24 protein-coding genes and 1 pseudogene are annotated in these 23,101 nt (G+C 53.1%); 15 read left to right on the forward strand and 10 right to left on the reverse strand.

What is annotated here, in order from left to right; all coding sequences use genetic code 11:
* Window positions 1-62 precede the first annotated feature (62 nt).
* On the forward strand, window positions 63-788 hold the full coding sequence (locus C7434_RS01340; RefSeq protein ID WP_054688006.1) for a YoaK family protein: 726 nt from the start codon (window positions 63-65) through the stop codon (window positions 786-788).
* Here the strand turns inward: C7434_RS01340 and C7434_RS01345 are convergent.
* The gene (locus tag C7434_RS01345) at window positions 785-1,687 is read right to left on the reverse strand and encodes a lipid kinase (RefSeq protein ID WP_039342915.1); all 903 of its coding nucleotides are present in this window, start codon (window positions 1,685-1,687) and stop codon (window positions 785-787) included. The genes C7434_RS01340 and C7434_RS01345 overlap by 4 nt on opposite strands.
* 160 nt (window positions 1,688-1,847) lie before the next feature.
* Between C7434_RS01345 and C7434_RS01350 the strand changes: the two genes are divergently transcribed.
* The 3 genes and pseudogenes from C7434_RS01350 to C7434_RS01360 all read left to right on the forward strand — a co-directional run bounded on the left by C7434_RS01350 (window position 1,848) and on the right by C7434_RS01360 (window position 3,020).
* Window positions 1,848-2,120, forward strand: coding sequence for a cupin domain-containing protein (locus C7434_RS01350; protein WP_033737438.1), 273 nt, complete (start codon window positions 1,848-1,850; stop codon window positions 2,118-2,120).
* A 21-nt stretch (window positions 2,121-2,141) separates the two neighbouring features.
* Window positions 2,142-2,562: pseudogene (locus tag C7434_RS01355) on the forward strand (DUF4186 domain-containing protein).
* A gap of 140 nt (window positions 2,563-2,702) precedes the next feature.
* Window positions 2,703-3,020, forward strand: a complete 318-nt coding sequence (locus C7434_RS01360) for a hypothetical protein (RefSeq protein WP_033737439.1) — start codon at window positions 2,703-2,705, stop codon at window positions 3,018-3,020.
* 48 nt (window positions 3,021-3,068) lie between these two features.
* Here C7434_RS01360 and C7434_RS01365 read toward each other — a convergent pair whose 3' ends face one another.
* Entirely contained in the window at window positions 3,069-4,262 is a 1,194-nt protein-coding gene (locus C7434_RS01365) for an AI-2E family transporter (protein ID WP_033737441.1), read from the reverse strand.
* Between the two features lie 376 nt (window positions 4,263-4,638).
* Here C7434_RS01365 and C7434_RS01370 point away from each other — a divergent pair, with 376 nt between their 5' ends.
* Window positions 4,639-5,901 carry a phosphatase PAP2 family protein gene (locus C7434_RS01370; RefSeq protein WP_033737442.1) on the forward strand — a complete coding sequence of 421 codons (1,263 nt, stop codon included), beginning with the start codon at window positions 4,639-4,641 and terminating at the stop codon, window positions 5,899-5,901.
* A gap of 33 nt (window positions 5,902-5,934) precedes the next feature.
* Here the strand turns inward: C7434_RS01370 and C7434_RS01375 are convergent, their stop codons facing one another.
* Complete coding sequence (locus C7434_RS01375) at window positions 5,935-7,128, reverse strand: zinc-dependent alcohol dehydrogenase (protein ID WP_054634334.1); 1,194 nt, start codon at window positions 7,126-7,128, stop codon at window positions 5,935-5,937.
* A gap of 394 nt (window positions 7,129-7,522) precedes the next feature.
* Between C7434_RS01375 and C7434_RS01380 the strand changes: the two genes are divergently transcribed.
* Window positions 7,523-8,806: an HAAAP family serine/threonine permease gene (locus C7434_RS01380; RefSeq protein ID WP_033737444.1), complete on the forward strand. Its 1,284-nt coding sequence runs from the start codon at window positions 7,523-7,525 to the stop codon at window positions 8,804-8,806.
* A 159-nt stretch (window positions 8,807-8,965) separates the two neighbouring features.
* Window positions 8,966-10,060 (forward strand): ABC transporter substrate-binding protein, encoded by a 1,095-nt coding sequence (locus tag C7434_RS01385; RefSeq protein WP_033737467.1) that lies wholly within the window; start codon window positions 8,966-8,968, stop codon window positions 10,058-10,060.
* 74 nt (window positions 10,061-10,134) lie between these two features.
* Here C7434_RS01385 and C7434_RS01390 read toward each other — a convergent pair whose 3' ends face one another.
* Entirely contained in the window at window positions 10,135-10,914 is a 780-nt protein-coding gene (locus C7434_RS01390; protein WP_033737468.1) for a response regulator, read from the reverse strand.
* A gap of 314 nt (window positions 10,915-11,228) precedes the next feature.
* On the opposite strand from C7434_RS01390, the gene C7434_RS01400 reads away from it, so the two are divergent.
* Complete coding sequence (locus C7434_RS01400) at window positions 11,229-11,660, forward strand: RcnB family protein (RefSeq protein ID WP_033737446.1); 432 nt, start codon at window positions 11,229-11,231, stop codon at window positions 11,658-11,660.
* Window positions 11,661-11,767: 107 nt separating this feature from the next.
* Window positions 11,768-12,613, forward strand: a complete 846-nt coding sequence (locus tag C7434_RS01405; RefSeq protein WP_133745075.1) for a Cof-type HAD-IIB family hydrolase — start codon at window positions 11,768-11,770, stop codon at window positions 12,611-12,613.
* A gap of 37 nt (window positions 12,614-12,650) precedes the next feature.
* Here the strand turns inward: C7434_RS01405 and C7434_RS01410 are convergent, their stop codons facing one another.
* A complete protein-coding gene (locus C7434_RS01410; RefSeq protein WP_039342907.1) occupies window positions 12,651-13,799 on the reverse strand; it encodes an iron-containing alcohol dehydrogenase in 1,149 nt (382 codons plus the stop codon).
* A gap of 290 nt (window positions 13,800-14,089) precedes the next feature.
* On the opposite strand from C7434_RS01410, the gene gntT reads away from it, so the two are divergent.
* The gene (gene gntT, locus C7434_RS01415) at window positions 14,090-15,406 is read left to right on the forward strand and encodes a gluconate transporter (protein WP_039342906.1); all 1,317 of its coding nucleotides are present in this window, start codon (window positions 14,090-14,092) and stop codon (window positions 15,404-15,406) included.
* A 52-nt stretch (window positions 15,407-15,458) separates the two neighbouring features.
* Here the strand turns inward: gntT and C7434_RS01420 are convergent, their stop codons facing one another.
* Complete coding sequence (locus C7434_RS01420; protein WP_006118397.1) at window positions 15,459-15,704, reverse strand: hypothetical protein; 246 nt, start codon at window positions 15,702-15,704, stop codon at window positions 15,459-15,461.
* 863 nt (window positions 15,705-16,567) lie between these two features.
* Between C7434_RS01420 and pagP the strand changes: the two genes are divergently transcribed.
* The 5 genes from pagP (at window position 16,568) to tatE (ending at window position 19,390) form a co-directional block, all read left to right on the forward strand.
* The gene (gene pagP / locus C7434_RS01425) at window positions 16,568-17,101 is read left to right on the forward strand and encodes a lipid IV(A) palmitoyltransferase PagP (RefSeq protein ID WP_110267826.1); all 534 of its coding nucleotides are present in this window, start codon (window positions 16,568-16,570) and stop codon (window positions 17,099-17,101) included.
* A gap of 150 nt (window positions 17,102-17,251) precedes the next feature.
* On the forward strand, window positions 17,252-17,461 hold the full coding sequence (gene cspE, locus C7434_RS01430; protein ID WP_006118399.1) for a transcription antiterminator/RNA stability regulator CspE: 210 nt from the start codon (window positions 17,252-17,254) through the stop codon (window positions 17,459-17,461).
* A gap of 311 nt (window positions 17,462-17,772) precedes the next feature.
* Window positions 17,773-18,204: a GNAT family N-acetyltransferase gene (locus tag C7434_RS01435; RefSeq protein ID WP_033737452.1), complete on the forward strand. Its 432-nt coding sequence runs from the start codon at window positions 17,773-17,775 to the stop codon at window positions 18,202-18,204.
* Between the two features lie 39 nt (window positions 18,205-18,243).
* Complete coding sequence (locus C7434_RS01440) at window positions 18,244-19,041, forward strand: deaminated glutathione amidase (protein ID WP_033737454.1); 798 nt, start codon at window positions 18,244-18,246, stop codon at window positions 19,039-19,041.
* A gap of 145 nt (window positions 19,042-19,186) precedes the next feature.
* On the forward strand, window positions 19,187-19,390 hold the full coding sequence (gene tatE, locus C7434_RS01445) for a twin-arginine translocase subunit TatE (protein ID WP_006118401.1): 204 nt from the start codon (window positions 19,187-19,189) through the stop codon (window positions 19,388-19,390).
* Between the two features lie 111 nt (window positions 19,391-19,501).
* Here tatE and lipA read toward each other — a convergent pair whose 3' ends face one another.
* From lipA to dacA, 4 genes are all read right to left on the reverse strand, one after another.
* Window positions 19,502-20,467 (reverse strand): lipoyl synthase, encoded by a 966-nt coding sequence (gene lipA, locus C7434_RS01450; RefSeq protein WP_006118402.1) that lies wholly within the window; start codon window positions 20,465-20,467, stop codon window positions 19,502-19,504.
* 169 nt (window positions 20,468-20,636) lie between these two features.
* Window positions 20,637-21,293 carry a lipoyl(octanoyl) transferase LipB gene (gene lipB, locus C7434_RS01455; protein WP_133745076.1) on the reverse strand — a complete coding sequence of 219 codons (657 nt, stop codon included), beginning with the start codon at window positions 21,291-21,293 and terminating at the stop codon, window positions 20,637-20,639.
* A 173-nt stretch (window positions 21,294-21,466) separates the two neighbouring features.
* On the reverse strand, window positions 21,467-21,730 hold the full coding sequence (gene ybeD / locus C7434_RS01460; protein ID WP_006118404.1) for a DUF493 family protein YbeD: 264 nt from the start codon (window positions 21,728-21,730) through the stop codon (window positions 21,467-21,469).
* A gap of 103 nt (window positions 21,731-21,833) precedes the next feature.
* Window positions 21,834-23,045: a D-alanyl-D-alanine carboxypeptidase DacA gene (dacA, locus tag C7434_RS01465; protein ID WP_006118405.1), complete on the reverse strand. Its 1,212-nt coding sequence runs from the start codon at window positions 23,043-23,045 to the stop codon at window positions 21,834-21,836.
* Between the last annotated feature and the right edge of the window lie 56 nt (window positions 23,046-23,101).

The following is a 23,101-nucleotide window of genomic DNA, read 5'->3' on the forward strand; positions in this document are numbered from 1 at the left end:
CTTGTTTCCTTAACGAACTCAGCGAATGATAGAGCCAATCGCATCGTATCTGAGTGAACATTATGTTGATCAGCACGGAAACCGAACGGACGCATATCGCGGACAGCCGTCTTGCCTGCACGCTTGCCGCTGTCGCCGGCGCGTTAAACACGGCTGCCTTTGAGATAGTCGGTTTCTTCTCGGCCAATATGACAGGCAACGTATCCTCACTGTCGGATTATCTGGCCAAAGCCAATGTGCATCAGGGCATCTTTTTCCTGCTGATTGTCTGCATGTTTATTTTTGGCGCGATGGTATCGACGCTGATTATTAATGCCGGACGCCGACGGCAGATTCGCACAATCTACGCTGTGAATATTCTGCTGGAAGGTGCGGCGCTGGTGGCGCTGGGCATAACCGAAGCCCATTACACGCTGGCGTCGTCCGGCGCGCTGTTGATTCTGAGCCTGAGTTTTTTGATGGGCCTGCAAAATGCGGTGGTGACCCGCATCTCCAATGCGCGCGTCAGAACGACACATGTCTCCGGGACCTCCACCGACATTGGAATTGAGCTGGCGATGCTGTTTGATGTGCTTCGGCGTAAGGCGTCGCCAAAAGACGCGCCGCTCTATGTTGAGCGCCTGCGGCTGCATACCTACACGATCCTCTCTTTCCTGGCGGGCGGGATCGCCGGCATCGGGCTCTGGCATTTACTCAATTACTACTTCCTGGTGCTGATTGGGCTGGGGCTGGTCATCCTGGCGCTGAGCGCTATGCGCAAGCGCCCCGCACTACCTGTAAGCTCTTAAGGCTTTTCCCTGCCGGAGGGGGCGGGAGCCAGCACCCTCAACGCATCATTAAGCAGGCGGAAATGGGCTGGTGTTTGCCCGATGATCTCACCATCTGCATTAATAAAGTGTGGCCGACGCGTTTGCAGTGTCAGAGCGGTAGTGCTGAACGTGCGGACATTGCGCCAGCGGCCATGAGTGCCGCGTCGCAGCGAAGGAAACAGCAACAGCAGTTGCCAGCTGCGTTTGATTTCGAGGCTGTAGACGTCCAGCAAGCCATCGTCAGGCGCGGCGCTTTGCTGTACGGTCATTCCGCCGCCATAAAAGCGCCCATTGCCAACCGACACCTGCACGGTTTTAATGGCGGTTGCCTTGCCGCCATGAATCAGCGTGGCGCGGAAAGGTCGACTTTGCCGCAGAATGCGTAACGCGGCAAAGGCATAACCCAGCACGCCCCAGCGCTTTTTCGCCTGTGCCGTAAGATTACGAGCCAGCTCAGCCGAGAAACCAATACTGGAGACGTTGAGAAACAGGTGACCATTGACCTCACCGAGATCCACAGAGCGCGTATGGCCCTGGCAAATGACACTGACCGCCTGTTCCAGCTGGGTGGGAATCCCCAGCGTTCGCGCAAAGTCATTGGCGGTGCCCAGCGGAAGAATCCCCAGCGGCAGCCCGGTGCGCATCAGTCCCGGCGCTGCCGCATTGAGCGTGCCGTCGCCGCCGCCCACAATCACCCAATCAATATGGTGGGCGTAAGCAGAAATAAGATCGGGGTAACTACGTCGATCGCCCGGGGCGGGCAGGATCAGATCAATGCCCGCCTGCTGCAGCAGTTCTGTGGCGCGGGCGGCATCAATGCGGCCCTTGCGTGAACGTTGATTGATCAATAACAGCGCAGTCTTTACCCTGTGCGGCATGCTTAATCCGTTTAAGAGATGACGTGTTAACGAGACGATTAGCAGAAAGTACACATGCGGGATTCTCTGTTACAACCTTGCTTGCGCTACTTTACGTAACGGCAAAAAAGCACGCGAGTGACTACACTGCCAGTAAACCCAATGACAGACGAGGATGCCGATGACAGAACATCAATTCAGAACGCTGCTGGCTGAGAAAGGCTTTGCAGAACCGGTCATTGTCGAACGTGAAGCCCACAGTGAACTGGACCAGCACGATCATCCTTTTGAGGCGATGGCGCTGATTCTTGAAGGGGATATCACCCTGTTTACCGAAGACGGTGTCCGTACCTACCAGGTAGGCGACATTTTTCATTTGCAGGCCGGGCAACCGCACCGCGAGACGTTTGGCGCGCAGGGCGTACGTTATCTGGCAGGAAGAAAGTTGTCGTGATCGTTAAGACAGAGAAGAACAATGTTTGAGGACCTGTTTGCGCGTCTGTCGCGCTCGCCTTTTCGCCAGCGTTTTCGTCTGGGTCGTAAAGAATACGATTACTGTCTTGCGAAAGGGCAGGCCGGGGTGCAACAGCACGCCGCCGGGTTTATCCACCAGCGTCTGTCCGCCGCCCATCCGGTGAATGACGGCAAGCAAACGCCGATGCGCGGCCATCCGGTCTTTATTGCTCAGCATGCGACGGCGACCTGCTGTCGCGGATGCCTGGCAAAGTGGCACGGTATTGCGCAACATCAGACGCTGACTGATAATCAGCAGGCTTATGTGGTAGCCGTGATCATGGACTGGATTCACCAGGCTATGCAGCAACCCCCCTCCTCCACGTCGCGTTCGCAATCCTGCGGCACCGGACCCGTCGCCTCAGCAACTCGATTTGTTATAGGCAACGATTATACCTCTGGTGTCCTTTTAACCAGTCAGGTTCGCTATATTTCATTTCAGGTCTATTCTTAAATCGTTCTTTGGTCTCCTGTGCCAGGATAATTACGCAAGACGACAAATTTCACACAAGAGGGAATTACGATGAAGAAAGCAATTATTGCACTGTCTGCTGTTTTACTGGCCTCGCCAGTTTTCGCTGCTACCACAACGGATGAAACTGTCGCTGAAGCGCATAAAGGCGCAGATACCGCTAAAGAAAAACTGCATCAGACGCAGCACAAAGGCCAGGAGCTGAAGCTGAAGTCTGAGCATGCAGCGGAAGGTAAGAGCAACGCCACCTCAAGCAAAATCTCTGAAGGTGCGCAGAAAGGCTGGCACAAAACCAAAGAAGGCACCGAGAAAGGCTGGGATAAAACCAAGCAGGGTGCCGAAGACCTGAAAAACAAAGCGACCAACTAAGCCGCTTTTGTGTAGAAAAAACCCACCGCTGGTGGGTTTTTTTATTCCCTATTTCTGTTCGGGGTCGGCCGGAACGGTCTTAGCCTGTAAGGCTTCGGCCTTTGCCGCCTCTGCTTCTGCGGCATCCTGCTGCGCCGTATCAGACTGTTTTTTCCCCTCTTCGATAAACTCTTCATCGATTTCTTCGATGTTTTCGCGGTTATCGCGTCCGGACAGTAAATTCCAGCAGGCAATGAACAGGGCAGCAATCACCGGGCCGATGACGAAACCGTTGATGCCGTAGATTTCCATTCCGCCCAGGGTGGCGATCAGGATCAGGTAATCAGGCATTTTGGTGTCTTTGCCGACCAGCAGTGGGCGCAGGATGTTATCCACCAGCCCGACGATGACCACAAAGAAGCCCACAAGAAACAGCCCTTTCCACAACGCCCCGGTTGCGAAGAAGAAAATCGCAGCGGGCACCCAGATAATAGCGGAGCCGACGGCAGGAATAAGCGACAGGAAACCCATCAAGGCCCCCCAGAGCAGGCTGCCATCAATATCGGTAATCCAGAAGGCGAGCCCACCTAAAATCCCCTGTACCACACCGACCACGACCGTGCCTTTTACCGTCGCGCGCGACACGGCGGCAAACTTCTTAAACAGATGATGTTTTACATAGGTAGACAACGGCAGCGCTTCCAGAATCAGATGGACCAGGTACGACCCATCTTTCAACAGGAAGAACAGCAGATAGAGCATGATGCCGAAGCCGACGGTGAAGCTGAATGTCCCCTTACCGATGATAAAGGCGCTACCAGCCAGGTACTGGCCGCCTTTGAGGGCAAAGGCCGACAGCTTTTGCTGAATCTGCGTAGCATTGTCCAGGTTGTTTTCTGCAAGGTAATGTTTGGCCCAGCCTGGCAGATGTTGCAGCAGATCGGCGAAAACGACCGGGAACTGGGCCGAGTTGGTTTGCAGCTTGTGGTAAACCGTATTCACTTCGACCACCAGCGATGACGCAATAATCGCTAAAGGCGTAAAGACGATCAGACAGATGCACAACAGCGTCAGCAGGGCGGCAAGCCCGTTACGATCGCCCAGCTTGCCTCGCAAATACGTTTTCAGCGGATGGAAGATCACGGCCAGCACGGCAGCCCAGAGAATCGGCGAGAAGTAAGGCGCTAATACCTCGAAAAAAGCCACCGTCGCGATGGCCAGTATCAGCAGGAAAAACCCGATAGTAAGTCCTTTAAAGCGCATAGGATAACCTCATGTAAACATCCCTTGATAAGCACGTATGCCGATGCGGGCATTGGCCACCCGAAAGTGTATGAATGTGGCATCGGGAATCAACGATCAATTCTGTTTTTATTTTCTCCTCACGCTGCGTTCGCCAGCGCATTCTTCAGTCGCAGACAACCGACGAGAGACAGGCCATGTCGCGCCCCCGGCCGCGGCCGCGAACGATGCCTACCTTAGCGTAGCGGGTTCGGGCGGTTTTGCTGGCGCAGCGCGACAGATTTCTGAGATAAGCCCGCCACTGACGGCTGACGCGCGGCCCAGGCTTGCGAAATAAAACTGTCATACAGCAATGCTAGCGTGACAACCGGCAAGGTCAGAGAAAAAAGGAATAATAATGAAAATGCACATTACCCTGATTGCGGCGGCGCTGTTCATGACGCAACAGGCGCAGGCAATCCCGTTGTCTGAAGCCAGTGCGCTGGCGAACAAAACGTCTCAGGGCTCATCCAGTCCGGTATTCAATGCGCTTGAACTGCAGGCGCTGGCGGCAGAGCGCACGGCCATCCAGAACGGTGCACCTACGCTCAGCCGTGACCAGCTAAAACAGGCGAAACAAAGTGACAAACTCGCCGACTATCGCTGGCTGAAAGCCAGTGGCTACAATTTCCAGACCCAACCCCTGCAACAGGCGGGCATTGCGCTGTTATCGGGATTCAGTACGCTGCCGGATAACGTGATAAACGCTAACCGGGCCACAGTGACATCAATTAATCTTAATGCCACGCAGGGCGAACGCCGTCAGGCGCTGGCGGACGCCGAAGGGATTAGCTATCTGTATTTCCTTGCCGATGCCCTGGGACCGCGCTTAGGTAAAGCTTTTCTTGCGGCCTATGAAAAAGGCGAGCTGAGTAAAGCTGCCGCGCTGATAAAAGCCAGTGAAGTCAGCACCAGCGCGGCAAAAAAACACTTCGACTATCCACGTCCTTTCCTGCACAAAGGCAATACGATTCATCTGGTGCCGGATGACACGGTGATCAAAGATAACCAGCCTTATACGGCCGATGGGGGGGCTTTTCCCAGCGGACATACCAATACCGGCTACACCGATGCGTTATTGCTGGCTGAGATGATCCCGGAACGTTTTGATGCGTTGCTGCAACGGGGCGCGCGTTACGGGTATTCGCGTCTGGTTCTGGGCGTACATTATCCGCTGGACGTGATGGGATCGCGCATGGTGGCCCAATATAACGTCGCACATTATCTGAATGATGCTGCTTACCGGACGTTATTCGCAGAGGCTCGCCAGCAACTGCGCAGTGCGCTGGAAAAAGAGTGTGGTACCACATTAGCGGTGTGCGCAAAACCCGCGGGACAGGATGATCCCTATGGCACTGGCAGCATGAAGCCGTTTTACCGTTTCACCATGAGCTATAACCTGCCGAAGGTGGCAGGCAATAAGGCCAGGTTAACGGTTCCCGACGGCGCAGAGGTGTTGCTTGAAACCGCCTTGCCTCAACTGTCGGCGAAGCAGCGCCGTGCGCTGATGGTGAAAAGCGCGTTACCCGCCGGTTACCCACTGGGTGGGCCGGGCGCGGATCAGGCATTCTGGCAGCGGCTGGATTTAGATGCGGCCTACGCCCAGGCGAAGCACCGTTAACCTGTAACGGGCGGGAAACCCCGCCCGTGTTTGCTACAGCGTCGCCTGGGTTGGCGTCATGCCCGGCACCAGAATTACTTTTCGGCACGCTTCTTCCCGTTTTTCAAAGATGGCATAGCCCCGTGCCGCATCCTCCAGCGGCATATGGTGCGTCACAATCTCTTCCGGGGTTAAATGCCCTTTTTCGATGAGGCTGAGCAGGTCGGGCAGATAAGCATGAACATGCGTCTGGCCCATTTTGAAGGTCAGGCCCTTGTCAAACGCATCGCCGAACAGGAAGCCGTGAATAAAGCCGGCGTACACACCGGGCACGCTGACAATCCCGCCCCGGCGAACGGCCGCAATACACTGACGTAACGCTTTCCCGCTGCTGCCTTCCAGTTTCAGGTTAGTTAATACCGTTTCTGTCAGGCTGCCCTTGGCTTCAAAACCAACGGCGTCAATGACCGCATCCACGCCGCGATGGCCCGCACTGTGCTCAATGATCCAGGCGGCGGGATCGTCAGTTTTATCGAAATTAATCGGGATCACACCATAACGTTCCCTGGCAAAGTCCAGCCGGTAGTCATTATGATCGATCATATAGATCTGTTCTGCGCCCTCCAGGCGGGCGCAGGCGGCGCTGAGTAAGCCGACGGGGCCAGCACCAAAGATCGCGACGCTTGAACCCGGCTTGATTTCAGCGTTTTTAACCGCCTGCCAGGCGGTCGGCAGGATATCAGACAGAAACAGCACTTTCTCGTCCGGGAGCGTTGCAGGCACTTTAAACGGACCGGTATTCGCTTTGGGAACTCGGACATATTCCGCCTGACCGCCGGGGATACCGCCGTACAGTTTGCTGTAGCCAAACAGGGCCGCAGGTGGCGTAATTTTTTTGCGGTTTAAGATCGCGCCTCTTCCGCTGTTGGTGTTTTCGCACGCGGCGTACTGATGCAGATGACAAAAAAAGCAGTCGCCGCAGGCAATCACAAACGGAATCACCACCCGATCACCTTTTGCCACGGCGGTCACTGCGCGACCTGCTTCCACCACTTCGCCCATGAACTCGTGGCCAAAAATGTCGCCATGATCCGTACCCGGGATTTTTCCCCGGTACAGGTGCAGATCTGAGCCACAAATAGCCGTGGCGGTAACGCGAAGAATAATATCATCGGCCGCTTCCAGACCGGGATCGGCAACATTATCAACGCTGACTTTATGCGGACCATGCCAGGTTAAGGCTTTCATGTAGTTGACTCCTGTAAACCGGTGAAGGACAGCAACGGCGCGGTCGGCGATACCCGCCCGACAACAGTCGTCGCCAAAATTTGTAAGGGTGCTTGAAGTGTAGTGAGGGAAAAACGGGTAAGCAGAGCGGTGGGGTGAAACCATGAATCAACCACGGCCTGTAAAGCCTTTTCTGTAGGGGATGATGCGCATAACCCGCCCGGAATCTGCACGGTATGACGCATTACTTGAACTCAGGTCGTCAGATAGTGTAAAAAAACGCACGCGCAATCGATTACGCAGCGGCAGCCTGAGGCATTCCTGTCGCCCGCGTTTATCTGTTCCCTCTGAGAACGGCCACACTTTTACCCGCAACTGGCCGCCTTTGCGGCTGATGCATACTCTGGAAAAGCTAATGAAAACCTCGCACACCCGCCCCCTGGAATCTGCCCGCATTAGAGAAGAAACGGGCTGGCGTAAAACGGATACCGTCTGGATGCTGGGGCTGTACGGCACCGCAATCGGCGCAGGCGTCCTGTTTCTGCCCATCAATGCGGGGATGGGCGGTCTGTTGCCGCTGATAATTATGGCGCTGCTGGCTTTTCCGCTGACATTTTTTGCCCATCGCGCCTTAACGCGTTTCGTGCTGTCAGGCAGTCATCCGGCGGGCGACATCACGGATGTGGTGGAGGAGCATTTTGGGGCTGGCGCAGGCAGGTTGATCACGCTGCTCTATTTCTTTGCTATCTACCCCATTTTGCTGATGTACAGCGTGGCGATGACGAATACGGTCGAAAGCCTGATGGTCAATCAACTTGGGTTGACTGCGCCCCCGCGTGCCTTGCTGGCGCTGCTGTTAATTGTCGGCATGATGACGGTGGTGCGCTTCGGCCAGACCATGATTGTCAAGGCGATGAGCGTGCTGGTATATCCCTTCGTCGCGGTGCTGATGTTGATGGCCGTCTGCCTGATTCCTCACTGGCACGGCGCTGCACTGCAAACGTTGCACAGCGGCGGCGGCAACCTGTGGAGCACCTTGTGGCTGGCCCTGCCGGTGATGGTCTTTTCTTTTAATCACTCGCCGATTATCTCATCATTTGCGGTGGCCAAACGTCAGGAATACGGCGCGCAGGCTGAGCAAAAATGCTCACGGATTCTGGCCTGCGCGCACCTGTTAATGGTGCTGACCGTCATGTTCTTTGTGTTCAGCTGTGTGCTGAGCCTGTCCCCTGATGACCTGCGGTCAGCGAAAGCTCAGAACATTACGATATTGTCCTATCTGGCGAACCATTTTAATGCGCCGCTGATCGCCTGGACGGGGCCGGTAATCGCCATGGTCGCAATCGCTAAATCCTTTCTCGGGCACTACTTAGGGGCACGCGAAGGGTTTAACGGCATCGTTAACAAAGCGCTGCGTAGCCGGGGCAAGACGATTGCGCCTCAGCGGCTGAATCGCCTGACGGCAGGCTTTATGCTGCTGACGACCTGGTTGGTGGCGACGCTCGATCCTAATATTCTGAGCATGATTGAAACCCTGGGCGGCCCGGTGATTGCGGTCATTCTGTTTTTAATGCCGATGTACGCTATTCATCGTGTTCCTGCCATGCGCCAATACAGCGGCAAGCTCAGTAATGTCTTTGTGGTGGCCAGTGGGCTGATTGCCATTTCCGCTATTTTCTATTCGCTTTTGCAGGCGTGACTGACGGGCGGCTGGCAACGCCGCCCTGTGTTTCTGCCGGACAGCGATCCTCCGTTCACGGCTTCAGACGTATTCGTTAAAAAAAGTTTTAAATTTTTTACGAATTTGCATGTTAAAGTTAACGAGAATAATTCTTATTCCTTAACAGGGTTACTAAACATGAAATTCGGTATTTTTGCAGCAACATTGTTGGCCTCAACCGTCTGTTCGGCAACGACGTATCCTGTCACCGTCACCGACATGGATGGCCAGCGTATCACGCTGCAGAAAGAGCCCCGGCACATCATTTTGCAGGACGGGCGCGACATTATGGCGCTGGCGTTGCTGGATCGTGATAATCCGTTCAAACGCGTCGTGGCCTGGAACAATCTGCCCAAAAAGCAGGACACGCAAACGTGGGCGCTGCTGGAGAAAACCTGGCCGCAGGCTGCCAGTATTGTGGATATGGGATTCAACGATCAGGGACAGGTAAACCTTGAAAGCGTGCTGGCGCAGAAGCCGGATCTGATGATTGCGCAACTGCGTGCCAAACCGGCGCTGATGCAATCTGGCGTACTGACCACGTTGAAAAGCCTGAATATCCCGGTCGTGTTTGTCGATGACGAACTGCATCCTAAGCAAAACACGGTGCCAGGGATAACGTTGCTGGGCAGCGTGCTGAACCGTGAAGCGGAGGCGAAAGCCTATACAGATTTTTATCAACAGCGCTGGCATGCGCTGCAAACGAAAATCGATCAGGTCAAAAACAAGCCTACCGTCTTTATTGAACCGATCGCCGGTAACAGCGATAGCTGCTGTTTTACCCACGCTCACAGCGGCTGGGGCGGGCTGGTTGAGGCGGTCGGCGGCAAAAATATTGGCTCGTCACTGCTGCCCGGTAATGCCGGTTTTGTGTCGCTGGAGAAGATCATCGCCATGAAGCCGGACGTTTACATCATGACCGGCTCGAAACGGTCCAACAGCAACGTATTGCCGCTGGGCTACGGGGCGAATAAACAGGATGTCGCCACCACTTTTACCACATTACTAAAACGCACAGGGCTGGCGCAGATTGAGCCGGTGAAACAGGGAAAGACCTACGGGATTTATCACCACTTTTATAACCATCCCTACAACATTATTGGTATGGAAATTCTGGCAAAAGATCTTTATCCAAAGCAGTTTAGTGACCTGGATCCTACCGCGGATTACCACAACATTATCCGCCAGTTTACTAAATTACCGGATGCGCCTGTGCTGCTCAGCTATCCCTAATTACTTCTCATTAAGGCGCAAATCGCGCCTTAATTGATAGGGCGGCATGTTTAGCTTCACTCCCATTTTACTATTCAGGATTTATCTTGATTACGGACTGCATCCATTACTGTTGTAAATAGTTCATCCGCCCGGTTTGTTGAACCTAAAGCACCCTTACTTTTTGCCATTCTCTTATGCTCGGTTGAGTCAGATGATGAATAGATCATGAATGGTATTGAGTGTCCAGATTCACGTAATTGTTTGAGGAGGACATAGCCTTCTTGCGAACCTTCTTTACGACCCATATCGGAAATGATAGCCGCAAAATTATTTGTTTTTAATAATTTTAATGCCTCATTAGTTGATGAGGCTAATGAAAATTCGATACCTTGGGCTTCAAATGCTTTTCGTTCAAAAAAATTATTTTCAGGATGGTCATCTACCCATAAAATTCTGTAGGTACATAATTGATGCTTTTCTTTTCTGGTAGAATAAAGAACAGCCTCAGTTAATCTCTGGATACTATCTTCGGAATTTAAATCAATGGTTTCATTTTGACGTTTAGCAGCAGCCACTGCCAGAGAAATAGCACTTGCCATTTGTGCTCTTAGATAGTTATCTTCATTTTTAAAATCTGAAGGTCCGTAAAGTTTGTTATGATGTTTCGCGACAAGCCACAAAAAACCAATAAAAACGAGAACTGGAAAATAAGTCATAAAGTAAATCAGTGGTAAAAGCTGCCCTGATATATCCGTGCAAAATCCTACAACCAGAGAAGCTAATCCATAAATTAGAACAATAAAAAGAGCAATTATTCCAAGCGGGCTTTTAGTGAAGTTCACAGCAGCGCCAGCAAATTTTTCAGTTGTCATGTTTTTGTGTCTCATACCAATCAGCGTTAATTTTAGCTAAAACGTCTTCCACTGTATAAAAGTAACAGGCCGGAATGTTCAAAACCTCAGCTAGGCGACAGGCCAAGGCGAATCTAAGTCTAACTTTACTTGTTAAGGCTTTTTCTTAACCAAAATGTTCATATTAGGTGTTATGTCCTCAGAATATCACCAATTCGAAAGATTGCTCATTTCGTAACGCTAACTTTTAAGAGTTTTGGCGATACTTATTGTGACGCTTCATGCCGATAGTAGTCATAACGGCGCGTCGTCGCCGTTACACTGGAGGCAGTACCATGAAAAAAATAAAATCAGTTTTAGTGAGTGTCCTTTTAGCATACAGCACCCTGTACAGCCTGCCGGGACTGGCGGATGGCCCCGGTGGTCCTGGTGGCCCATGGCATCATCCGGGACGCGGTCCTGATGGTTTCGGCCCGCCGGGCCTGCGACGCGAAGGACCGCCGGGACCGGGTGGACCGCCACCGCCTGATGCGCGTCGTGACTACGACCACGATCGGTTTGCGTGGGAAGGGCATGAATTCCGGCGCGGCCGACCCGTTCCACGGGAATATTGCGGCGACAGATACCGGATCGATGACTGGCGTGAGCGCGGGTTGAGAGAGCCACCGGAAGGGCAGCACTGGGCGGATATCGATGGTAACTATGTGCTGATTGCAGCGGCCACCGGCATTATCACCTCACTCATCCTCAACAACGCGTTTCATTGATCACCATACAGGGATGGCAGATGCCATCCCTTTTTTATGCCACATGCGCTGCATTATCAGGCTATTCTGACAGTGAATCCTGAACGTTTCCCTGCTAAGGAGTTCTGATGACCACGGTAAAAATGGTTGCCGTTGATATGGACGGCACCTTTCTGGATGACAAAAAGCAGTACAACCGCGCCCGTTTTCTTGCCTGTTACCACCAGCTCAGCAAGCGAAACATCAGGTTTGTGGTCGCCAGTGGCAATCAATACCACCAACTGCGGTCGTTTTTTCCTGAGATCGCCAGCGAGATCGCCTTCGTCGCTGAAAATGGCGCATTGATTATCGACAGGGATGAAGAGCTGTTCTGTGGCGCGTTCTCACGCAGCGACATTGATGCCGTGCTCGATACGTTGAAAAACGGACACTATCCCGACCTGCGTTATCTGCTTTGTGGACGAAACAGCGCCTATTATTTTGAGGGAATGGATGAAACGTGGCTGGTGAAGATGCGTCACTACTGTCACCGGCTTAAGCCAATACGTACGCTTGATGAGGTGGCTGACGATCGGATACTGAAATTTGCGCTGAATCTGTCAGACGATTACGTCGAGCCTTTAATGGCGGATATTGGTCGCCTGCACGCAGGATCGGCAGCAGCCACATCCAGCGGTCACGGCTCGGTAGATTTAATCGTGCCCGGTCAGCATAAAGCCAATGGCCTGAACCTGCTGGCACAGCGCTGGGACATTTCCCACGATCAGGTGCTGGCCTTTGGTGATGGCGGTAACGATCTGGAAATGCTCCAGCAGTCCGGGTACAGCTTCGCCATGCGCAATGCGCCGCAACGGGTAAAGCAAACGGCGCGTTTTTTGGCTCCCGGAAACAATGAGGAAGGTGTCCTGCAGGTGATTGAACAGATGCTGGCAGGGGAAGCGCCGTTCAATACAGCGGCAGCGCAGCAGAGGTAGTGGCCTGATGCGGGCGGGCAAAACGCCCGCCCGTGGGCTACGCGGTGACGGTCCAGGCACGAACAAGCATGTCGTGCATCTCATCTTTACTGTAGCTGATCAGACTGTTTTTACTGTTCGCGCGGGCCAGAATCCAGGCCACGTCCGCTTCGCTCAGCGTCGGGCCATCCAGCCAGAATGCGGTAATCGCGGTACGTTGCAGCCAGGCTTTCAGGTCACGTGCCGGAGAGTCCGTGTGCGTGCCAAACAGCTGCTGATGCATGTCGGCCATCAACTGACGTTGTTCAGGATGCTGGCTCACGGCCAGATGGTCCAGAAACGTGAATAACAGCCTGCCGCAGACTTCGCCATGATGGAAAGGCTTTATCGCCCCCAACTCGCCCGCAATACCGTGAATCACGCCCAGACCGGCAGTGCTCAGGCTGACACCGCCCAGCCAGGAAGCCATCATCATCGCCTCACGCGCCCGATCGCCTGTTTCATCCAACTGGTTTAAGGCCGGCCAGGCCTGGATAAACTGACGCAGCCCACTCAAGGCCATCTGACGGGTAAAGTGGTTGCCCTTGCCAGACAGGTAGGCTTCAAACAGATGTGTGAAGGCATCGATCCCGCAGGTCGCCAGCACAGTATCGGGGGCGCCTTTGAGTAAGTCGGGATCCAGGATGGCGACCTGCGGCACAAATACCGGATGACGCAGCGACGCTTTGATCTGGATATCCTGCTGGTCGGTCACCACCGCGTTTTGGGTAACTTCGCTGCCGGTGCCCGCCGTGGTCGGAACGGCGATGAGGGGAAGGGTAACCGGGTTGACCGCCGTATCGCCGACTTTTTCCAGATAACGGGCCGTGGAGAGTGGATGCTGAATCATGGCGCTAAAGGCTTTAGCCGCATCCAGTACGCTTCCGCCGCCTATCGCGACGACCCGATCAACATGCCCTCGCCAGCGGGTGACCCAGCCATCAATATCCGCCGGGGAAGCCTCATGGCTGACAATTTCATAACCCACAATATGATCGTTCAGGGTGGTTTTGATACGTGCATAAGCTTCCCCCTGCAAAAATGACCGGCCGCAAAAGAGCAGAGTGGCCTGGGGTTGGGCAGCCAGCAGAGGAATCAGCTTGCTGAGGCTTCCCCGGCCAAAAAGAGTATGTTGATTGCTGTACAGCTCACTCAGATTGTCACTCACCCGCGCATCCTTTTGTCTCTTCGCTAAGCTTTGAGTGTAACGAAAACCCAACGTCAGGCCTCAAGAAACTTTCTGATAGCGGTCGGTTAAAAAGTTGATCACCTTCGCAAAACGTAAATTCATCCCTGGCGGGGTGATGCGCGAGTCGGGATGTTACCCTTAACATGTTATCGGTAACAGGGTGTGTCAAAACATAAATGTCACGACATTTCCCTGATTTTAAGCGTCCTCCGGGATCACGATAACCAAGCGGCACTGACATCATTCAGGGCATCAGGTGGAGAAAAATTATGCCATTACTCTATGTGGCGATTGGCGTGGCATTACTGTTACTGCTGATGATTCGCTTTAAACTTAATGGTTTTATCGCGTTGATTCTGGTTGCGCTGGCGGTGGGCGTGATGCAGGGCATGCCGGTCAACAAAGTGATTATTTCAATTAAAAATGGCGTGGGCGGCACGCTGGGCGGTCTGGCGCTGATTATGGGCTTTGGCGCGATGCTCGGTAAACTGCTGGCCGACTGCGGCGGTGCGCAGCGTATTGCCACTACGTTGATTGCGAAGTTTGGCACGCGGCATATTCAGTGGGCGCTTGTGCTGACCGGTTTCATCGTGGGGTTTGCGCTGTTTTATGAAGTCGGTTTTGTCTTAATGCTGCCGCTGGTGTTTAGCGTCGCCGCATCAGCACGTGTCCCGCTGCTGTTTGTGGGCGTGCCGATGGCCGCGGCACTGTCCGTAACCCACGGTTTTCTGCCTCCCCATCCGGGCCCGACCGCCATTGCGACGCTGTTCAACGCAGATATGGGGAAAACGCTGCTGTTTGGCACCTTACTGGGCATTCCAACGGTGATTCTTGCGGGGCCGGTTTATGCCCGTTTCCTGAAAGGCATTGATAAACCGATTCCGGAAGGCCTGTACAACCCCAAAACATTCACGGAAGCGGAAATGCCGGGCTTTGGGGTCAGCGTCTGGACATCGCTTGTGCCTGTAATACTGATGGCGCTGCGCGCGGTGGCCGAAATGGTTCTGCCTAAAGGGCATGCCTTGCTCCCTTATGCTGAGTTCTTTGGCGATCCCATCATGGCGACACTGATTGCTGTGCTGATTGCTATCTTCACCTTCGGTCTGAATCGTGGTCGCAGTATGGAACAGGTCATGGATACCCTGAGCGACTCCATCAAGATTATCGCCATGATGCTGCTCATCATTGGCGGCGGCGGTGCCTTTAAACAGGTCCTGGTGGACAGCGGCGTGGATAAATACATCGCCGGTATGATGCATGCAACTAATCTGTCGCCTCTCTTCATGGCATGGTCAATCGCTGCTGTGTTACGTATTGCACTCGGATCCGCTACCGTTGCGGCCATTACGGCAGGCGGCATTGTGGCACCACTGATTGCGACCAGCGGTGCCAGCCCTGAACTGATGGTCATTGCGGTGGGCTCGGGCAGTGTGATTTTTTCACACGTTAACGATCCGGGGTTCTGGTTATTTAAAGAGTATTTTAACCTGACGATAGGCGAGACGCTTCGCTCCTGGTCTGCGCTGGAAACCATTATTTCGGTGTGTGGGCTGGTGGGCTGTTTGTTGCTCTCTTACGTGGTATAGAAATCAGAGCGTAGAAAACAAAAGGGCCGCACAGAACGGGCGGCCCAAAAGGTTAATCTGCATCTTCAAAACCCGCTTTCACCATTTCTTCTCGCAGTGCGCGGGCAATCTCACGGTTACCGCCTGTAACCGGATAAATCACATTGTTGACCACATCATCAAGGTAATGCTCCGCAAACTCTTGTCGGGTCAGTTGCGTGCCGCCTTCATCATTGATGGCGAAAAAACCTTTGATTTTGTCGCCGCTGTACTTTGCCTTAAGGCTGTAGCGGCCCATACTGGTATTAATACTGCTCATAAGGTCTCTCCCTGCTCTGCATTTGGACTGTCAACATTCTCGGGCTTTCCTGTCGGCATAAATTTTAGCCAGGAATAATCTGCAAAACGAAACGGCAGGCCGCACTAAAGCCACGCGATGCGATACTTCTCACAGAAAGAAACCGCTAAAACCGATTATTGCCTTCCGGTATGCGATCACGGCTGGCAAAAAGCAAACGGCAAAATCTCGCCTATACTGTCAGGGGATTGTTTTATTAGGTAAGGGATATGAAATGAAAATAATTTTGTGGATCATCGCCATCATTTTTATCGTCGGACTGCTGACGCTGACAGGCGTGTTTAAGCTCATCTTCTGATCGTGTTTTTACGGGCATCCAGACGGGTGCCCGATGCCTAAAATTTTCCTGTGTGTTGTTTCTCTCCCCTTCGTATTTCAGCCTGCATCTCTGCGTCATCCCGACCGGCTGTGCCATCCCCAGGTACGTTGTGGCCGCAATCGCTGTTCTTCTCATCAAGGCCCTCGTACGCCCGCACAAGCAGGATCAGCGCCCGGTTTCATAGAGGAGTAGGACAGGGACACACCATATTTTAGCGGGCTTCTCAGTAAGCCCGGTTGCCTGTAAGTTGCTGTTTCGCTAGCTGAAGGGCAGGTAAGCGGCTATTTGCCCTTGCCGTTTGGGATGTGTTCAGATTTTTTACGTTAAAATTTCCCCACTTTTCCGTAACATGAATGATAATTACATGCTGAAAATACCCGGAGAGGGACACGTATCCGGGATTGAGGCGTTTTTCCGTTACTGAGTTTCAGTGTGGAATACTGAATTTAATCGAAACGATACAGGTAGCATTGACGTGAATAAATCTCTTTTTTCAGGCCCCTTTTTGGCCCTGTTTGTCTCTTTTTCCCTCCAGGCCGCCACATTTACCCAGCAAATCAAATCCGGCTGGAACACCTTTAGCGATAATGTTCAGCAAACCTGGGAACAACCGCAGAGCATCGATCTTTATGTGCCTGCCATCACCTGGCACAACCGTTGGACCTATGACAGAGAGCATATTGATCGCTACAACGAACGTCCCTGGGGAGCGGGCGGTGGCGTTTCCCGTTACGACGAGAAAGGGAACTGGCATGGCCTTTATGCGATGGCGTTCAAAGACTCCTTTAATCATTGGGAACCCTTTACAGGCTATGGCTGGGAAGCGACCTGGCGCCCGCTCACTAATCAGGCATTTCATTATGGACTGGGCTATACGGTTGGGGTAACGGCAAGGGATAACTGGGGATATTATCCCATCCCGGCTATATTACCTCTGGCATCAGTAGGTTACGGCCCGGTGAACTTTCAAATGACTTACATTCCAGGGACTTATAACAACGGGAACGTGTATTTTGCCTGGGTGCGCTGGCAGTTTTAACTGTCCGCGCCAGTGAATAAGTCACCGAAGGGTAAATAAAATGGATATTTATCACTTTTTCATCAAATCAGGCTGGACAAAACCTTCAGCAATTGCTGTACTAGATGACGACACAGTTTAGTGTCCATTTTTCATGTAAAGGTAATATAGATGTCTAAGATTAAAGGTAACGTTAAGTGGTTTAATGAATCTAAAGGATTCGGTTTCATTACTCCTGAAGATGGCAGCAAAGATGTATTCGTACACTTCTCTGCGATCCAGAGCAATGGCTTCAAAACTCTGGCTGAAGGTCAGCGTGTAGAGTTTGAAATCACTGACGGCGCAAAAGGCCCATCTGCTGCTAACGTTATCAGTCTGTAAGTTAACAGTCAGAATTCTAAAAACCCGCCTTCTGGCGGGTTTTTTTATGCCTGCGTTAATCTGATTTTTGCGGCGGCGAGAACCCTGCTTGCGGTGTTGCTCACTTTAACCACACGAACGGCTGCTTTCCTGCTGCCTTTCTTAATCCAGCCAGCCGCTTATCCGCCGTCAGGACGGTATTTCAGCGCATAAATTGCGCTACCAGTCACAGATAGCTCCTGTAACATAATTATAACAACCTCCCGAGGCAGCATTTTCGGGCTGATCGGGTTATAACTACCTTTCTACATCGCAGAGGAAGAGGTGACAGGATGAATATTCGCCCCGCCCAGGCCAGGGACAGTTTCGTGTTGAGCGCGCTGTTAAGTGAATTAGGTTATGGCGGCACAGAGTCGTTTATTGAACAGCGCCTTGCCCAGTTGATAACCGATCCCAGTGAAACGCTGCTGGTGGCCGAACACGGTAATCAGGTGCTGGGTTTTCTCTCTATGCACTTCATCCCACAACTGGCCCTGGCCGGTGATTTTGCCCGTATCAGCTATTTTTGTATTGCCGATGGTGAGCGCAGCAAAGGGGTGGGACAGACGCTGCTTAAGCAGGCTGAAGCGCTGGCGGCGCAACATGGCTGTGATCGCATGGAAGTACATTGTCATGCGTCACGCCTTAAAGCCAACCAGTTTTATGGCCGCGAAGGGTATGTTGAATCACCACGCTACCATGTGAAAGCCTTACAGCCATTATAAGCGCCACAGCAGGGCTGCTGTCGGCAGGGAGGATGACGAATGAAAGTCGCGCTGGGTCAGTTTGTCGTTAAACGGGAATGGCAGGAGAATGCGCAAGCCTGTATAAATATGATGGCACAAGCCCGGGAAGCCAGCGCCGATCTGCTGGTGCTACCGGAGGCCGTGCTGGCCACAGATATGACCAACCCTGACTGGATACGGGAAGCGGCCCAACCGCTGAACGGCCCGTTTCTGACCCAGTTACTGACCGCCAGCCAGGGGCAGGCGCTGACGACCGTGTTCGGGATGCATGTGCCGGGCGACAGCCATAAAGTCTTTAACGTTCTGGTGGCCATTCGCGACGGCAAGATTCTGGCGGAATACCGCAAGCTGCATCTGTACGACGCCTTTTCAATGCAGGAATCGGCGCGGGTTGAGGCCGGTCAGGACGTGCCGCCGTTGGTGCCCGTGGCGGGCATGAACGTTGGGCTGATGACCTGCTATGACGTGCGGTTTCCGGAAATGGCACGACGTCTGGTGCTGGATGGTGCTGACGTGCTGGTCGTGCCATCAGCGTGGGTCAGAGGACCGCTAAAAGAGATGCACTGGGATTTACTCACCCGAACGCGAGCGCTGGAAAATACCTGTTATGTATTGGCGGTGGGCGAGTGCGGCGCACGTAATATTGGCAACAGTATGGTGATCGATCCGCTGGGCGTACCCATAAGTCGCGCTGCGGAGTCGCCTGCTTTGATCGTTGCCGATCTGGACCCACAGCGCATTGCGGCGGCGCGGGCTCTGCTGCCGGTGCTGGAGAACCGTCGCTTTGCCCGGCCAGAGCTGGATCCGGCGCGTTGATCCCCGAGGCGCAGGGGAACGGGCAAAGCGTAGCGCATAAAATGCGTCGGGCGTTTTCTTACTCTGTTACAGATTCCGCTTGAGGTTGCCCCTGAACTGCGCCTAAATAGTCATTACCGTTATTCGTCAGATTATAAGGTTAAATATGGAAGGTATCAGTATTGCCAAGCTGCTGATTATCGGTGCGCTTATCGTACTGCTTTTTGGCACCAACAAGTTACGCTCTCTGGGTGGCGATCTGGGCTCCGCAATCAAAGGCTTTAAAAAGGCTATGAAAGACGAAGATTCCAGTGCAGCACGTACCTCAGCGGAAGAAACCCCTGCAGAACGCGTTTCTCATAAAGAGTAAGACCGCGTCAGAATGACAGAAGTGTTACTTTTTATTTCTGACTGCAGAAAAAAACCAGATTGCGGACAATCTGGTTTTTGTTTTTTCTGCACCTGACACAACGGCAAATGCTTATTTCACTTCCAGCCCTTTTGCCTGCATATCCGCGTGATAAGAAGAACGCACAAAGGGTCCACAGGCCGCGTGGGTAAAGCCCATCGCCAGCGCTTCTTCTTTCATTTCATCGAACTCCGCCGGGCTGACATAACGCTGAACAGGTAAATGGTGACGGCTGGGCTGCAAGTACTGTCCCAGAGTAAGCATTGTCACACCGTGACGACGCAGATCGCGCATGACCTCAATGATTTCAGCATTGGTTTCACCCAGACCAACCATTAAACCGGATTTCGTCGGTACATCAGGATGCGCCTCTTTAAAACGCTCCAGCAGCTTCAGCGACCATTCATAGTTGGCACCCGGACGCACCTGACGGTATACACGCGGCACGTTCTCAAGGTTGTGGTTAAACACATCCGGTGGGGTGGCAGTCAGAATCTCGAGCGCACGATCCATGCGACCACGGAAGTCGGGTACCAGCGTTTCGATCTTGATATTAGGGCTTTTTTCGCGGATGGCGGTAATACAGTCCGCAAAATGCTGAGCACCGCCGTCGCGCAGATCGTCGCGGTCCACGGAGGTGATTACCACATAGCGCAATGCCATGTCGGCAATGGTCTGTGCCAGCTTACCGGGTTCATTCGCGTCGGGCGCGTTGGGGCGACCGTGTGCCACATCGCAGAACGGGCAACGGCGGGTACAAATTGCACCCAGAATCATAAAGGTGGCGGTACCGTGGTTAAAGCATTCGGCAAGGTTAGGGCAGGAGGCTTCTTCACAAACAGAGTGCAGACCGTTTTTACGCATCGCCGCTTTAATGCCCTGAATACGACTGGAGTCCGCAGGCAGTTTGATTTTCATCCACTCCGGCTTGCGTAAGATTTCTTGCCGGTCAACGGCCACGGTTTTCACCGGGATCAGCGCCATTTTGTCTGCGTCACGGTATTTGACGCCGCGTTCCATCTGAATTGGTTTACTCATAAATCAGCAGGTTCCGGTCGGATTGCGATTTGAAAGCTGTCTCACTCAACCCGAGAAGGCGGCTTTCAACTTTATTTGAAAAAAGTGCAAAAATTATATCATCTCAGCGGCCAGGAAGCAGCCACAGACGTGCGTGATAAGTTACATATTTGTAAATACGCACGCACCGTCAAGGTAAGGCCGGTTCCGCCTCATGCCATTCCACCTGCTGATAACCTAACTGGCGGGCGAAGGTCTCGGCAAGCCGTGGGCGGACATCCGCCAGCGTGACCTCCGGGCAAAAATGTTTTAACTGCGTCATGTGCATGCCCGCGTAACCGCAGGGGTTGATACGCAAAAACGGGCTGAGATCCATATCGACATTGAGAGCCAGCCCATGAAACGAGCATCCTTTGCGAATGCGCAGGCCCAGCGAGCAGATTTTTTCTTCTCCGACATAAACGCCGGGTGCATCGGCGCGCGCCCGAGCCGCCACACCAAAGCTGTCCAGTACGGCGATCACCGTTTCTTCTAACTCGGTGACAAGCTGACGCACGCCGGTTTTGCGACGTTTAACATCGATCAGCACATACATGATCTGCTGGCCCGGACCGTGATAGGTCACCTGGCCGCCGCGATCGCTCTGTACCACCGGAATCGAGCCGGGCATCAACAGGTGCTCGGCTTTGCCTGCCTGGCCCTGGGTAAAGACCGGCGGGTGTTCAACCAGCCAGACTTCATCACGGCTTTCGGCGTCGCGCTGGTCGGTGTAGCGATGCATCGCGTCTGAGGTTAACTGCCAGTCACATAAACCAGGCTGGCGAATAAGGAGCGTTTCAGCTGACAAAACGAATATCCGTTAAGAGGGCAGAGGCTGAGTATAACGCCGGCCGCGCGGAAGTGAAATGATGAGCGTAAAAGGAAGGCTGAGACGTTTTCCGCCGCACCGGCGCGGTCAGCAAACAAAAACGGGCCAGCCGGTAGCACCGACATGGCCCGTTGGTAGTATGACTGACAGTGTTACAACACCATGCGCACGATTTCAATTTTGCCCAGTTCTTCATACAGGGTTTCAACCTGTTCGATATGTGTCGCATTAATGGTGACGTTGACCGAGTGATAATTACCCTTGCTGCTCGGTTTCACCTCAGGGCTGTAATCGCCGGGAGCATGGCGCTGCACCACTTCAAGCACCAAATCAACCAGCTCCGGTTGTGCCAGCCCCATCACTTTATAGGTAAACGGGGTCGGGAATTCGAGCAGTTCATTCAGTTTGGTTTTCATAATCACTCCGGTACTTAAAAAACAGGCTCCCGCCGAAGCGGGAGCATCATATTAACCTGTAATGGGGGCGAGGTGGCGGTTTTTCAACCGCCGCCATGCACCTTTAACCAAACCAGTGATGGAACATCAGTTTGATGTAGTCAACGATACGGCTAAAGAAGCCGCCTTCAGAGACTTCGTTCAGCACCACCAGAGGGCGTTGATCGATGGTTTTGCCATCTAACTGGAAGTTGATGCTGCCCACAACCTGATTTTTCTTCAACGGCGCATGCAGTTCAGTATTGCTCAGCACATAGCTGGCTTTCAGGTCTTTCATACGGCCACGAGGAATGGTCAGATACGCATCTTTTTCCACGCCCAGCTGTACGCGATCGCTGTTACCAAACCACACGGGCTCAGAGGCAAACTCTTTGCCGGCTTTCAACGGTGCAACCGTTTCAAAGAAGCGGAAGCCCCAGGTCAGCAGCTTTTTGCTTTCGGTTTCACGGCCCTTAAAGGTATGTCCACCCATTACGGCGGAAATCAGGCGCATCTGACCTTCTGTCGCAGAGGCAACCAGGTTATAGCCCGCCGCTGCGGTGTGGCCGGTTTTGATCCCGTCAACTGACAGACTGGTATCCCACAGCAGACCATTACGGTTCATCTGGCGAATGTTGTTGAAGGTAAACTCTTTTTCTTTGTAAACCGCATACTCTTCCGGCACATCGCGGATAAGCGCCTGACCAATCAACGCCATATCACGGGCGGAGCTGTATTGGCCTTCGGCGTCCAGGCCATGGACGGTCTGGAAGTGCGTGTTCTGCAGACCCAGCGCTTTCACGTAGTTGTTCATCAGCCCTACGAAAGCATCCTGGCTGCCGGCAACATAGTCCGCCATCGCGACGCAGGCATCATTACCAGACTGCAGGACGATACCGCGCGTTAACTGAGAAACCGGTACGCGATCGCCGGGTTTCAGGAACATCAGTGATGATCCTTTAAAGACCGGATTGCCCGTTGCCCAGGCATCCTGACCAACAGTCACCATGTCGTCCTGATGAATTTTCCCGGCTTTCACTGCCTGACCGATCACGTAGCTGGTCATCATCTTTGTCAGACTGGCAGGATCGCGGCGTGCATCGGCGTTCTTTTCAGCCAGCACTTTGCCTGAGTTGTAGTCGATTAGAACGTAGGCTTCCGCATCAATATCCGGAACGCCCGGAATCATGGTCTTAAGATTGACATCATCAGCAATGGCGGCATGGCTGAGAGAGAAAGCGATCAGTGATCCCACTGTCAGGCGTTTTAACAAACGAGAAGGTTTCAGCGTGTTCATGTGTGGGACGACAACATCCATGGGTTTAGGGTTAAAAAAAGTCATTCATCATAACA

It is taken from the genome of Pantoea sp. PNA 14-12, assembly GCF_004364735.1.
Lineage (GTDB): Bacteria > Pseudomonadota > Gammaproteobacteria > Enterobacterales > Enterobacteriaceae > Pantoea > Pantoea stewartii.